General features: G+C 66.7%; 12 protein-coding genes and 2 pseudogenes. 7 read left to right on the forward strand and 7 right to left on the reverse strand.

What is annotated here, in order from left to right:
• Nucleotides 1-78 precede the first annotated feature (78 nt).
• The gene (locus KXD96_RS19690; protein WP_260739014.1) at nt 79-798 is read right to left on the reverse strand and encodes a VIT family protein; all 720 of its coding nucleotides are present in this window, start codon (nt 796-798) and stop codon (nt 79-81) included.
• Between the two features lie 200 nt (nt 799-998).
• Between KXD96_RS19690 and KXD96_RS19695 the strand changes: the two are divergent.
• Nucleotides 999-2,210: pseudogene (locus tag KXD96_RS19695) on the forward strand (IS30 family transposase).
• A 237-nt stretch (nt 2,211-2,447) separates the two neighbouring features.
• Entirely contained in the window at nt 2,448-2,759 is a 312-nt protein-coding gene (locus KXD96_RS19700) for a hypothetical protein (RefSeq protein WP_260739016.1), read from the forward strand.
• 7 nt (nt 2,760-2,766) lie between these two features.
• Here KXD96_RS19700 and KXD96_RS19705 read toward each other — a convergent pair whose 3' ends face one another.
• From KXD96_RS19705 to KXD96_RS19715, 3 genes are all read right to left on the reverse strand, one after another.
• A complete protein-coding gene (locus KXD96_RS19705) occupies nt 2,767-3,402 on the reverse strand; it encodes a class I SAM-dependent methyltransferase (RefSeq protein WP_260739018.1) in 636 nt (211 codons plus the stop codon).
• Nucleotides 3,399-4,331 (reverse strand): class I SAM-dependent methyltransferase, encoded by a 933-nt coding sequence (locus KXD96_RS19710; protein ID WP_260739020.1) that lies wholly within the window; start codon nt 4,329-4,331, stop codon nt 3,399-3,401. The genes KXD96_RS19705 and KXD96_RS19710 overlap by 4 nt, the downstream gene beginning before the upstream one ends.
• A 519-nt stretch (nt 4,332-4,850) precedes the next feature.
• Nucleotides 4,851-5,153, reverse strand: coding sequence for a hypothetical protein (locus tag KXD96_RS19715; RefSeq protein WP_260739022.1), 303 nt, complete (start codon nt 5,151-5,153; stop codon nt 4,851-4,853).
• A 384-nt stretch (nt 5,154-5,537) separates the two neighbouring features.
• Between KXD96_RS19715 and KXD96_RS19725 the strand changes: the two genes are divergently transcribed.
• Nucleotides 5,538-6,542 carry a YihY/virulence factor BrkB family protein gene (locus KXD96_RS19725; RefSeq protein ID WP_260739026.1) on the forward strand — a complete coding sequence of 335 codons (1,005 nt, stop codon included), beginning with the start codon at nt 5,538-5,540 and terminating at the stop codon, nt 6,540-6,542.
• On the opposite strand, the gene KXD96_RS19730 is transcribed toward KXD96_RS19725, so the two are convergent.
• Nucleotides 6,543-6,755, reverse strand: coding sequence for a DUF3072 domain-containing protein (locus tag KXD96_RS19730; RefSeq protein WP_260739027.1), 213 nt, complete (start codon nt 6,753-6,755; stop codon nt 6,543-6,545).
• Nucleotides 6,756-6,853: 98 nt separating this feature from the next.
• Here KXD96_RS19730 and KXD96_RS19735 point away from each other — a divergent pair, with 98 nt between their 5' ends.
• Complete coding sequence (locus tag KXD96_RS19735; protein ID WP_260739028.1) at nt 6,854-7,357, forward strand: DUF2505 domain-containing protein; 504 nt, start codon at nt 6,854-6,856, stop codon at nt 7,355-7,357.
• A 15-nt stretch (nt 7,358-7,372) separates the two neighbouring features.
• On the opposite strand, the gene KXD96_RS19740 is transcribed toward KXD96_RS19735, so the two are convergent.
• Both KXD96_RS19740 and KXD96_RS19745 read right to left on the reverse strand, forming a co-directional pair.
• Nucleotides 7,373-7,693: an STAS domain-containing protein gene (locus KXD96_RS19740; RefSeq protein ID WP_260745462.1), complete on the reverse strand. Its 321-nt coding sequence runs from the start codon at nt 7,691-7,693 to the stop codon at nt 7,373-7,375.
• Entirely contained in the window at nt 7,693-10,266 is a 2,574-nt protein-coding gene (locus KXD96_RS19745; protein ID WP_260739030.1) for a SpoIIE family protein phosphatase, read from the reverse strand. The genes KXD96_RS19740 and KXD96_RS19745 overlap by 1 nt, the downstream gene beginning before the upstream one ends.
• Nucleotides 10,267-10,405: 139 nt before the next feature.
• On the opposite strand from KXD96_RS19745, the pseudogene KXD96_RS19750 reads away from it, so the two are divergent.
• From KXD96_RS19750 to KXD96_RS19760, 3 genes and pseudogenes are all read left to right on the forward strand, one after another.
• Nucleotides 10,406-11,371: pseudogene (locus tag KXD96_RS19750) on the forward strand (BTAD domain-containing putative transcriptional regulator); the annotation flags it as partial.
• A 385-nt stretch (nt 11,372-11,756) separates the two neighbouring features.
• Nucleotides 11,757-12,464: a Type 1 glutamine amidotransferase-like domain-containing protein gene (locus KXD96_RS19755; protein WP_260739033.1), complete on the forward strand. Its 708-nt coding sequence runs from the start codon at nt 11,757-11,759 to the stop codon at nt 12,462-12,464.
• A gap of 567 nt (nt 12,465-13,031) precedes the next feature.
• Entirely contained in the window at nt 13,032-13,424 is a 393-nt protein-coding gene (locus KXD96_RS19760) for a heme-binding protein (protein WP_260739034.1), read from the forward strand.
• The last annotated feature ends 34 nt before the right edge of the window (nt 13,425-13,458 follow it).

Raw genomic sequence — 13,458 nt, forward strand, 5'->3', positions numbered from 1 at the left:
TCTCGTATGAGGATGGCAACAGTAGATATTACAGTTCGAGTTGCAGTCCCAATGGGCCGAGCAATGGCGTTGGCGCCGTCAGGCGATCGCCGCACCCACCAAGTGGCCGATCATGTAGGTGATCGACAGTGCCAGACCACCGCCGATGACGTTGCGGAGCACTGCGCGGCCCCTGGGCGCCCCGCCCAAGCCCGCCGACACCGCCCCGGTGATCACCAGCGCGACGAGTACCGCCGCGACGGTGACCGGGATTCGCCACGCCGCGGGCGGGGCCAAGATCGCGATCAACGGCAAGAGGGCCCCGATGGCGAACGACAGGGCCGAGGACGACGACGCCTGCCACGGGTTGGTCAGCTCCGCGGGATTGATACCGAGTTCGACTTCGGCATGGGCCAGTAGCGGATTGTGGTCGGTGAGTTCCTCGGCGACGGTGCGGGCGGTCGCCGCGGTCAAACCTTTCGCTTCGTACAGGGCCGCGAGCTCGTCCAACTCGGCGGCCGGTGCGTCACGCAGCTCTTGGCGCTCCTTGTGCAACAGCGCCTTCTCCGTGTCCCGCTGGGTGCTGACCGACACGTATTCCCCCAGCGCCATCGACACCGCTCCGGCGACCAGCCCGGCGCTGCCGGCGGTAAGTATCGGAGCGCGTTCCACCGTCGCCGCCGCGACTCCCACCACGATGCCCGCCGTGGACACGATTCCGTCGTTGGCGCCCAGGACGCCGGCGCGCAGCCAATTCAATCTCGACGACACCGAACCCACATGCGGTTCGGACGGATGCGGATGCGACGGACTCGACACGGCCGCAACGATATACACCAAAGACCCGCGCGACTACTAAACCTAGCCTTGCCAAAGCGTCCGCGAGGGCCGCTCGGGCTCGTCGGGTCGCCTGAAGGTGCCGCACCCGGCCGCCGCCGACCGCGACACATAAACGCCTGCGACGACACGCCGGGTGGATTCATACGGTCAGTGCAACATCTGTGATTCGGGAGGTTGCCGTGCCGAGTGGTTATCCGTTTGCGAGGTCGGTTCGACGCCAGTTTTTCGATCTGGTGTGCCAGGGCACCTCGGTGCTGCAGACCGAACGTGCTGTGGGTGTGTCGTTTCTGACCGGGTCGCGCTGGTGGCGCGAGGCTGGGGCGATGAACTGCGGGTCAACAGTTGGGGACGCGGTGGTTTGGCAAACCCCGGCGATGTGTCGCGGCCCGGCGGGCGTGGACACCGGCTCAGCGCCGACGAGCGGGTGATCAATCATGCGCGGGCGCGACGCTGGCCTTAGCCACGCCGACATCGGCAAGCAGATCGGCCGTGATCGCAGCGTGGTCTATCGCGAGATTCGACGCAACCAAAATGCCGACGGGGACTACCACGCGTTGATGGCCCATGGCCGTGCCGCAGACAGAGCGCGTCGACCAAAGCCCTTCAAGCTCAAAGACAATCCGTTGTGCGCGCTCATCGAGGCATGGATGGATGATGGCTGGAGTCCCAAACTGATCGCCGATATGTTGGCCCGCGATCACCCCGACAATAGGCAGGCGCGGGTGAGCCACGAAACCATCTACCAGAGTCTGTATGTGCAGACCCGCGGCAGTTTGCGTGCTGATTTGCACAAGTGCTTGTCCACCAAGCGGGCGGCACGCAAACCCCAGGGCCGCTACGTGAGCCGCGGCGTCTACAACGGCGAGGAGTTCATGATCAGCGATCGTCCTCCCGAAGCCGCGGATCGGGCCGTGCCCGGTCATTGGGAAGGCGACCTGATCGTCGGGCCTAACAACAGTGCGATAGGCACCCTGGTTGAACGCAGCACACGGTTCACGCTCTTGTTGCACCTGCCCGCCGACCACAGTGCCCAGGCCGTGGCCACAGCGATGATCGAGGCGATGCGCGAGCTGCCCGAACACCTACGGCGCTCCATTACCTGGGACCGGGGCAGCGAAATGGCCAAATGGCGCGACATCCAGCTACAGCTGGGCGCCCCGGTCTACTTCTGTAACCCCCACTCACCCTGGCAGCGCGGCAGTAACGAAAACACCAACCGACTCTTGCGGTTCTGGTTCGAAAAGGGCACCGACCTGTCCGGCCACACCAAGACCGACCTCAAGCGCATCCAAGACACCCTCAACCGCCGGCCCAGACCCACACTCAACCTCGACACCCCCGCCCAACGGCTCGCCCAACGGCTCGCCCAACTCCTCGACCAAGCCGCCTAGCCAGATGTCGCACCAACCGATTGACAATGCCCCGGCGTCCGTCGCAGTGGCTTATGTCCCGTGGTTCCCTCGCCGGCGCGCTGGTGGGACTTTTGTCCTCTCAGCGGGAGCCCTACGCCACGCCACACGTGCCGTATGACCCTCCTTTGAAGTGTCTCGGTAACGAAACATTGAGGTCACGGTCGGGAGATTCCGCCGTAAACGATTTGTGCCGATTGAACAGAAGGAGCCGCGGCAATGCCTAGTATCCCGCCGCAAACCCGAGACCCCCGCGTAACCCTCCTCTACGTCGGCACACTGGTCCTCGCCGTGGTGTCGGGAATCTGCGCATTAGTTGCGCTCGCCGCCGGCTCGCCACTTCAGTTCGGTGTCGCGTTGGCATTATTCGGCGCCGGGTGGATCGTCACCGACTTCATCGAACGGTACCGGCAGGAGCGTTTCGCTCGGCGCCCGGTTCCGGCTTATCAGCGCTCCCGCGTCGTGCACACCGGTCGCTGCGAACACTTCTCGCGACCCGCACCGCGCGTCGTGAGCAAGTTGGCCGCCTGAGGATCGATCATCTTTTAATGCCGACCGTGATGAGGTCGGAAATGACCCGCGTCCAAACCGGCCGCGGAATGCGGTGCTGATCGTTGACGACGAACCCGGCGCCTTCGAACAAAGTCCGCATCTCCGCCGGCGACGCATTGTGTTGCGGCTTCCACCGATTGGCCGAGGGTACTTGCAGCAGCGATTGCCGCGTACTGAGGGCCGCAACGGCCACCAACCCGCCGGGCGCCAGCACGCGGTGGAATTCTTGTAACGCCGCGGGCTGGTCGAAGAAGTGGAACGCCGAGGTGGTCACCACCGCGTCGAGCGCTCCGTCGTCGAATGGCAACTGCTCAGCCGGGCCGCGCAACCACTGCACCCGGTCGGTTCTGGCACGCGCCTGGGCGAGCATGCCGTCGGACATGTCGACGCCGTAGATCTCGTCGTGCTGCAGTTCCCGGGCGATCCGATCACTGAGAATGCCGGTGCCGCAGGCGATGTCAGCGATCTTGCGGGCTTTGTGGGCGCGCAGCTGCGCGATCACCTCATCGTGCGGGGGACGATAGACCCACTGCTGCAGGAACGGCAGGTCGTACGCCGGGGCCAGGAAGCTCCACAACCGTGTCACCGCGTCGTTGAGGCCCCGGCGACTCGGTGCCGTCATTTGCTCAGAACAGAGCTGTAGTAAACGGTGTCGGCGACGGATACCGAGTCGTTCGTCTGCGGGAGCGCCGCAAGCCCCCTGTCGGCCAGCAGCTCACTCATCTGGGTGCCCACCGTCTGCCAGCCGAAGTTCTTCAGGTAGTCGGCGACGTCGTTGCGCTCACCCTCGAAACCCAGCTCCTCCCAATCCAGCTCGAAGCCGTGGTCGCGCCACTTCGCGGTGGCCCTGCGCATCATTTCCCGCGCTTTCTCGACGTCCCGGTGCGGCCGGGCGGGGATGGCTTCGACAGCAAGCCTGCTGCCATCGGCGCTCAGCGCGGAAATGTTGTCCAGCAAGCGGTCCTGAGCGTCGGGTGGCAGATACCCGAAGAGCCCCTCCGCGATCCACGCGGTCGGGCGGTTGCCATCAAATCCCGCATCCACCAACGCCTTCGGCCAGTCACGGCGCAAGTCGATGGCGACCGTGCGCAGGTCCGCCCGCGGGGCGGCCCCCAGCTTCGCCAGGGTGGTGGTCTTGAACTCGATCACCTCCGGCTGGTCGATCTCGAACACCGTCATGTCGGCGGGCCACGCCAACCGGTAGGCGCGCGCGTCAAGGCCGGAAGCCAGGATTACCGCCTGACGGATCCCCGCCTGCGCAGCGTCGTGAAAGAAGGTGTCGAAGAACCGGGTCCGAGCGGCCATCGCCGCGGGCATGTGCTCGAGTTTCCAACCGGATTCGTGGTCGTCGACGTCAGCGGCGGCGAGGGCACCGTCGACCCATCGCGTGAAGAAGTCCACCCCGACCGCGCGAACCAGCGGTTCGGCAAACCGGTCCTCGATCAGCGGATTGTCGGCCTTGGTCGCGATCGCTCGGGCGGCGGCCACCATCGTGGCCGTCGCGCCCACACTGGTGGCCAGATCCCAGCTGTCGTCGTCTGTGCGTGGCATGCGCCTGTTCCCCCTCGGAGTGAAGCGATACTTAGCCACTATAACGACCGCAAGGGGCGGTTGGTTCCCGAGCGTTTCGCCGCAGGTCACCGCGCTGATCGCGGGTTGGACTGTTGCGCCCTAACGGCGCGGACAGGGAACGCCAGGTGCACCCGGGCCCACGGGCCCACCCGTTGCACCGGGCCCACCCGGCCCAACGGGTGCAGCCGGCCCGTTCGCGGCAGGGACCCACAACACGCATTGACTCAAGGACCTGCTCCACACGAACCCCGGACCGCAATCGGGGTCGGCCCGGCCGATCGCCGGTGCCAAAATCGGCAACACCGCCAAAGCGAGCGAGACGGCGCCGAAGGCCCTGCCCCGCACCCGACGCTTCACCGCCGCGATCGTCATCTCGGCCTCCTCCCGGCCGGCGACGCGATGCACACGATTTTCCGCCATGCAACCCGTCGGCGCCAGCCGTGGTCGGTAACCAGTTCTCGCTCGCCGCGCGGGTTGGGGCTTTGGGCTAGCGCGCTACTACGGACCGGAATAGCCAGGCAGGCCCGGTTCGCCGGGCACCTCGGGTGCGCCCGGTTCGCTAGATTGGGCGACTCCGCCCGGTGAGCTAGGTCCAGCGGGTCCGCCCGGTCCGTTCACGGCGGGGACCTCGGGCACGCATTGATGCAAGTCCACGCTCCACGCAAACCCCTCGGCGCAATTAGGGTCGGCCCGGCCGATCGCCGGCGCGGCAATCGCGATTGCCGACAACATCGCCAAAGCGAGCCACAAGGCGCCGAATACCCTGCCCCGCAACAGGTCCTTCATCGCTGCGATCGTCATGTCGGTCTCCTCCCGGCCAGCGACACCCTATACATCATTTTGCGACTCGCAACCCGCCAGCGCTGCGGTTATCCGGTAACCAGTTCGAAGACCGGGAGACGCGGTCGGTGCGCTCCTGGTACTCGCCGAACCCGGCGCTCGCTCGACGACGACAAGATAGACGGAATCGCGCTCGCCGCGCGGCAGTTCGCGCACCGTAGCCGGCATGGGGGCTTGCGAACCGATCTCCGCAGTCACCCGCGGATTGGCGCGGATGTTGTGGACCCACGGGGTTCTTGCCCCGGCCGGCCAGCGGCCCGCGATTGATCGCCGCCGGATCGGGGTATCACCTGGAAATCCCATCGGGGGGGGCATCCGCTTCCGTAGCAACGAAGTGAGCACGAGATGGTCGGCTGGCTGGACAGGCTGCAGCGACGGAACCGCGCCGCCGGCGTGGTGATCGGCGTGGTTTACAAATACCTCGACGACCAAGGCGGTTACCTGTCCGCCCTGATCACCTATTACGGCTTCGTGTCGCTGTTCCCGCTATTGCTGCTGTTGACGACGGGCCTCGGAGTGGTCCTCGCCGGACACCCCGAACTGCAGCAGCAGGTGCTGCACAGCACGTTGAGCCAATTCCCGGTGATCGGCGGCCAACTGCATCAGCCCGCGGGGCTCAGCGGAGGGACCGTCGCCGTCGTCGTCGGCATTGCGGGCGCGCTCTACGGCGGTCTGGGCGTGGGCCAGGCGGTGCAGAATGCAATGGACTCGGTATGGGCCGTCCCGAGGAACAAGCGTCCCGACCCGTTCCGCTCCCGCCTGCGCAGCCTGCTCTTGCTGCTGGTCCTTGGCTCCGCGGCCATCGCCGCCACCGCCCTGTCCGCGGCGGGCCAGGCCACCGGGGCGCTGGGCGTGTACGGAAAGATCGGTGTCGCACTGGTCGCCGTGGGCATCAATGCGTTGATTTGCCTGGTGGCGTTCCGGGTGACCACGGCGCGGGACCTCACCTATCGCCAAGTGCTGCCGGGAGCGCTTGCCGCGGCGGTGATTTGGCAGATTTTACAGTGGGGCGGAGCGGGATACATTCGGCACACGGTGAAGACGGCCAGCGCCACCAACAGCGTCTTCGCTCTGGTGCTTGGATTACTGGCCTTCCTTTTCCTGGTGTCGTCCACACTGGTTCTGTGCGCCGAGATCAATGTCGTTCTGGTGGAACGGCTTTACCCGCGCGCCTTGCTCACACCATTTACCGATGACGCCGAACTCACACCGGCGGACCGCAAGACGTATACCAAGAAGACAAAAGCCGAGCGGTTCAAGGGCTTTCAGCGCGTCAGCGTCCGGTTCGGCGACCTCGCCCGCAAGGCGAGCCGGCCGCGGACGCCGACGATCAGCCGGCCCGCCGGCTAGTCAGTTGCCGCGCCCCGTCTGCTGCTGCAGCTCGTCGATGAGCTCCGACGCCTGCGCCTTCGTCATATCGTCGGGGATATCGCGGCCGGCTTCCTGTGCGAGCGTGTGCACGTAGCTGCGCTGCGGACCGGTCATCGGTTCGTCGCCGGTCACCCAGTCGGACGTGTCCTTCTCGGGGTTTTCACTTGGCGCCTGTCGCGCGTCGTCAGTCATGTCTTTCCACCTCCGCCGCCACGGATAACCATCGCACGTACGTTCGAAACCTCGGGCACCCGGTCGTCGCGACCCACCCTTTGTAAGAATCGGTTGCTATGTCGCGTTCCTTCGACATCCGAATCGAATCGCCCGCCAGCGTCGGACAGATCCACGCGGCGTTCGGGCGCGAAGACTATTGGCTGGCCCGCCTTGCCGCCAGCAACGCGCCCACCACGCTGGATTCGTTGATTGTCGATGCCGACGGCACGGTGACCATGCGCGCCACCCAACACGTGGGCCGCCAGGTGCTGCCGGCGCTGCTGGCCAAAGCCGTCCCCGGCGACCTGAAGATCTCCCACAGCGAGACGTGGCGACCTCTCGCTGACGGCGAGGTCCGCGGACAAATCAATGTGGTGACCTCCGGCGGGTTGGGATCGGGTCGTGCCGAAGCGTGGATGGCGGCAGCCGGCGACGGCGCCCGGTTGCGGTTCGCCGTGGAGGTGGCCGTGAAGATTCCGTTGGTGGGCCGCAAACTCGAGAAGTCGATGCAAGCCGACCTGGCCGAGAGCATCCCCGCGTTGCAGCGCTTCACCAGCACCTGGATCGCCGAGAACGCCTGATACTCGGCCGGTTCGTCATGAGTCCGCTGAAGGTGCGGGCTCGATGGCAACCAGTTCCGTGAGGCCGCTGATTGTCAGGACCGGCATCAGGATCGGATGGGCGATCAGCTGGATGTGGTTGGCGTGGGAGAACAACGCGTTGATGGCGGCGCTGTCGAGGTACTCGACGCCGCTGAGGTCGACGGTGAGTGGCCCGTCGCCCGTAGCGTCACCGCTGGCGCTGGTGAGAGCTCGAACGAAGTCGTCGATGTTGCTCAGATCGATCTCGCCCGCCGCGACCAGCATCAGTTTTCCGTCGTTGCCGCGCGCGGTGTCCAGGGTGAGCGACGTGGGAATCATGTGATCCTCGCGGACAGGTGAACCGTGGTCCCAGCGGCGTCGGGGTCGATGGTGACGTCATGCATGAGCCCTCGCATGAGGGCGATGCCCCGGCCCCGGTGGGGATAGCTGGCCGGTTGCGGAGGCTTCCACGATCCAGTGTCGGTGATGGTCAACTGCACGCGGTCGACCAGTGCCGTCGCGCCCAGGCTGATCGTGCCGCCCGGCTTGTCGCGGTGACCATGCTCGATGGCGTTGGCGACGGCTTCCCCGGCGGCGACGAGCACGTTCATCGCCTGTTCCGGGTCGAGGCGGGTCCGGGTCAACCAGGTGCGCAACGCCGTTCGGGCGGGGGCGAGGTGGCTGACGTCCGCGGGGAACGTCAGCTCCAGGGGTGCGGGATGGCGGTAGAGCAGGAGGACAACGTCGTCCTGATAGCCGCCGCTGGGGGCCAGACTTGACATGATGTGGTTCGCCAAATCGTCGAGCGTGGACCCGCGGCCGTCCTGCACGAGCTCGGTGGCCTGCGAGATGCCCTTCCCCAGAGCGGCGCGGCGACGTTCGACCAACCCGTCCGTGTAGAGCAGCAGGGTGGCGCGCGCCGGAATGGTCACCCGGGCCTCGGGACGCGACCAGTCGGCTCGCACTCCCAAGGCGATGGTGTGACCGTCGTCGAGCATCTGGGTGGTGCCGTCCGCGTGGACCAGGATGGGCGGTGGGTGCCCGGCACTGGAATACACCAGCTCGCCGGTCTCTGGGTCGAGCACGGCGCAGACCGCGGTGGTGCATTGAGCGCCGGCCAGCCGGGCAGCGAAGCGATCCAATCCGGCGAGAGCGGCTGCGGGACTGGGGTTTTCGAACAGCAACGCGCGGCAGGCGCTGCGCACCTGCCCCATTACGGTGGCGGCGGCGAGACCATGCCCCACACAGTCGCCGACGACCATCGCGATGCGCCCGTCGTCCAGGTCGACGACGTCGTACCAGTCACCGCCCACCTGTAGGGGCCGGCTGGCTGCCTGATAGCGCACCGTGAACCCCTGCGGCAGAACAGCGGGGCCGAGGATCGCGTGCTGTAGCGCCAATGCGGTTTCGCGCTGCTGGTCGACCTGATGGACCCGCTGCAGGCCCTGGCCGAGGCGGCCCGCCAGCACCGTGAGCAACGTCTGGTCTTCCAGGGTGAATGGCCGACGCTCGGCCAGATCGATCCAGACGACGAGCACGCCCTCGGGATGCTGCAGCGCGATGCCAGCCGTCCCGGGATCCCCGGTGCTGGGGGTGAGTAGGTCGCCGTCGCGCAACGAGCTGAGCACCCGTTGGGTACGGGGCGGTAGGTCGGCCCACTGCGCGGGCTCGCCGACCGACACGACTTGCGGTGCGCCATGGGCGGTTCCGTTGGAAGAACTCTGGGTCGGGAAGGTGACCGCGACGACGCGGCGAGCCCGCCACAGCCGGCGCAGTTCCTCGGCCGCGGCGTTCACCGCGTCGTCGACGGTGTCCGCCTGGGCGAGTTCCTGGTTGAGCGCATGTTCGCGGCCCGCCGCCAGCGCCAGGGCGATAGCCGCGTGCCGGGCGAAGTCGCTGACGAGCTCGAGGTAGTCGTTGCCGAAGGGTGACTGCTGCGGGTCGCGGGCAACAGCGATCACGCCGAGCACCGCGCCGTCGGCGATCAGCGGCATGACGATCGCCGAGCGCGCGCCGACGTCGGTGAATCCCTCGATCGGATACTGGAAGGAATCGGTGATCTGCGGCAGGCCGCGCCGCGCCACCCCGCCCGTGGTGGAACCGTCCATCGGCACCTGGCGACCGATCACCTCCGAGGAGTACCGGCCCGCCGTGGCGGCCACGACGAGGGTGTCGACCTCGTCGGCCGGCAGGTCGGGCTCCTTCGGAACCAGCAGAATCGCCTGTTCGGCACCGGCCAACTCCAGTGCACGGTTCACGATGAGCTGCAGCGGCCCGGTCTGGGGGTCGCCGGACAGCAGGGCGGTGGTGATCTCGCGGCTGGCTTTCGTCCATTTCGCCGATTCGCGTTCCCGCTCGAACAGGCGCGCGTTGTCGATGGCGGCCGCCGCGGCCGTCGCCAAGGCCCGCACGGCGGCGGCCTGGGAGTCCGAGAACACCCGCCCGGCAACGTCGTCGGCCAGGTACAGGCTTCCGAAGTCCGCTCCCCGTACCGTGATCGGTATCGCCAGGAGCGCCCGCATCGGCGGATCATGGGCAACCAGCGCGCCGGCCTGCGGATGCGCGCTCACATCGTCGAGTCGGAGGCCCTCGCCCACCGGTAGATCGCCGAGCCGCCGCGCCGTATCGTCGTCGATCCCCTCGCGCACGAACGAGGCCAGGGTGCCGTCGGAAGCTCGAATACCCAGGGCCCCGTAGGGGGAGCCGGTCAGCCCCATCGCCCCCTTGACGATTCGGTGGAGGGTCACGTCCAGGTCGAGGTCAGAACCGATTTCGCTGATGACTCGCACCAGTTGTTCCATCTGGTCGCGAGCTTCCACCAGCTCGTCGAGCTGCTCGTGTATCTGGCTCACCAGCTCGCGCCGGCCCCGCCAGGTGAACGCCGATCCACCTCCTCCTTCATTGCCCATGGCTACAAACCTAACCGCTCACCCTGGTGAGCCCTAGGGTGGCGCTGATATTCGGGCTGGATACGACGGGCTTTACTCGACTTTGACCATGCATTGAATCGCCGCACCGACGATGGCCGATGTGAGTACGCTTCCATCGGTGGAACTGGGCGTTTTGGGACCTCTCCAGGTCCGGCAAGGCGGGGCGCCCGTCACTATCCCGGGCGCCAAGCCTCGCGCGATCCTGTCGATGCTCGGGCTGCACGGCGGTTCGGTCGTATCGGCCGACACGCTCGTCGAGCTGCTCTGGGGCGAAGACCCGCCACGCACCTCGGCCAAGGCCCTACAAACCCATATCTCCTCGTTGCGTCGCACCCTGGGCGACGGCTTTGTTCTGACGGCGGGCGCGGGTTGGACGCTGGCCGACACCAAGGTCGATGCCGCGCGCTACAAGTCGGCCGCCCGACTGGGACGCCACGCCGCCGCGGCCGGCGACACCAGCCAGGCGGTGGCCCGCTTCGAGGAGGCGCTCGCTCTGTGGCGTGGAATCCCCAAGCTGCCCGACGGCCGGCGAGGAACCTCCGAGAAGACACGGTGGATCGAGGGTCATGCCGCGCAGGTGGAGGATCGGGCCGATGCGCTGCTCGCGACGGGCCGGGCCGCGGAGCACATCGGTGAGCTCGAGGCCGCGGTCACCGATGCGCCGCTGCGCGAACGACGCTGGGGCCAGCTGATGCTCGCGCTCAATCGCGCCGGCAGGCAGGGCGAAGCGCTTGGCGCATACCAGCGTGCGCGCGCCCTGCTCGCCGAAGAACTGGGGGTGGACCCGGGACCGGATCTTCGCCGACTGGAGGCCGCGATCGTCGCGCAGGACTCCGCGCTGGAAATACCTGCCGTACAACAACTCTCGTCGGTGACGCGCGCCGTGACGTTCCTGCTGACCGACATCGAAGGGTCGACCGCCGCGTGGGAGGCAGACGCCGAAGCCATGGCGGTAGCGCTGGCGCGACACGACGAGCTCATCGAGCAGGTCGTGACGTCGCGTGGAGGGCGCCTGATCAAGACCCGCGGCGAGGGCGACGCCACGTTCTCGGTTTTCGAGCGGCCGTCGGCGGGTGCCGCCGCACGCACATGGTCGGTCATCGCACGGCAATGCGCAGCGTTCAATCGACATGAACCCCCCGCAGCGGACTGGGTCACCATCGACCACCGGCAGCTTGCTGTAATCGACGCGAGCGATCCGCAATCAGCCATGGCTATTTGGGATTCCACGCCGAACTTCAAGATTCACATCGAGGCAGTACATCGGCTCAGCAGTTTCGGAGCGGTCGCCACCTATGCGGCGCATGGGACCCCAGAAGGACTCGACGCCGAGTGGCGAGTGATCCAACTTTTGACCGTTCGCGGCGACCGGATGGACCGCTGCGAATTATTCGACGAGGCAGACCTCGACGCCGTGCTGGCGCGGTTCGACGAGCTCACCTCACCGAGGCCGCTACTTGGCAGCGCTAGTGAATGAGTCTGCCCCACAACATCAACCGCTCTATCTGCTGGCGGACAGTCAGCTGCTGTTTTGGAAACGGCGCGACCGACTGCTCCTCGAGGCGGCTCTCTACGAAGTAGCTTGCGACACACCAATTAGCGCGGCATACGTCGGCGCCTCCAACGGGGATTTGGCGGAGTTCTACGAAATCTTCGAGGCGGCAATGGATGCGATCGGAATCGCCGGCCGTCGCATGATCGTTTCGTCATTCGGCCAGGAGGACCGGGCCTTCCTGGAGACTGCCCAGTTGATCGTCCTGGCAGGCGGCGATGTGGTTCTCGGCTGGGACACGTTCGAGAGAACCGGCATGACGGAGGTGATCCTGGCCCGTTACGCCAAGGGAGCGGTCCTGGTGGGCATTTCGGCCGGCGCGGTCCAGCTCGGACGCTACGGAATTGTCGGCACACCGGAGTCCGCCGCACCTGAGCTGCTCGATATGTTCAATCTCGTCCCCATGGTCATCGACGTGCACGACGAGCGGGCCGGGTGGGCGCGGCTATCCCGGACGATCGAATCCTTGCAGGGAATGACCACCGGGCTCGGAATCCCCTCTGGTGGCGGAGTCATCGTCCATGCAAATGGCACTGTCGAGTCTCTCCGGCATCCGGCGCACGAGTTCCGCTACGACGGCACCCGCGTCGTGCACACGCTATTGCGTGCAGATGAGGGGGACTGACGGTTCGGCCAGCCCACGGGCTTTGGCTGGCGGACTCGAACCTCCAACGAGCCCCCCGGGTGTACCCGGCCCCCGGCCGCGTCCGCGCCAGGCCCGCCTGCCTGGCCGCGACGTTAGGCTGGAAGCCGGGGCGATACGCGACAACCTGCGTGACCCGCACCCCGGGTTCCCGCGCCGGCCCCGCCGCTTCCGGCCGGGCCGCCCGGGCCCCCGATCCCGGCCATACGTCCCCCGATACCAGCCGGACCTCCGGTCGTGCCTATCCCGCACACCCCTCTGCCCGGCATCCCCCACCTTTAGCGGTGCTGGTCGACGGGGTGAGGGGTCTTGTCTTCTTTTGCCGCAATGCACTTCGCCATCTCTCAGCCCCGCTAGCATGCGACGCGCCAGTGTCGCCGAGCCATGGCTTGCAGCCGCACCTGAGGGCGACATCGAAATCGGATGGTGACGCTTGGCCGTTGTGGTAGTGACTTTCGGCCCGCGTAGTGAACCCCGCTCTTGTCCACAGTTAATCCCATGTCAACTGCTCGACTCAGTCTGAACCGTGCCGTAACGAAGGGAGCCGTTGTGTTCCTCGCAGATCTGATCCCGCGTCGGCTACTGCTCGGGGCCATCAGTGCCGGCGCGGTGACCGGCACGCTGTTATGTGCTACGGCGGGGACCGCCGCGGCGGATCCCCCGCCCCGGCCGCCCAACTGCACAGCGGCAGACGTGGCCGGCGTCGCGGCCGGCGTCGCCGCGGCGCTGTCGGCCTACCTGTTCACCCATCCGGACCTCAACGGCTTCTACACCGACCTGCAGGATCGGCCCAAAGATCAGATTCGCGACGACGTGCAGTCGTACTTCAACGCCAACCCACAGGAGCAGGCAGATCTTGAGAACATCCGTCAGCCACTGGCTGACATCAGGCAACGCTGCCAGTGGACACCGCTGGTCGGGCAGGCCGGCGCGACTTCCTGAGCGATCAGACCCGCTGCGAGGGAAGGAGATCCCG

The sequence above is a fragment of the Mycobacterium sp. SMC-2 genome (genome assembly GCF_025263485.1).
Lineage (GTDB): Bacteria > Actinomycetota > Actinomycetes > Mycobacteriales > Mycobacteriaceae > Mycobacterium.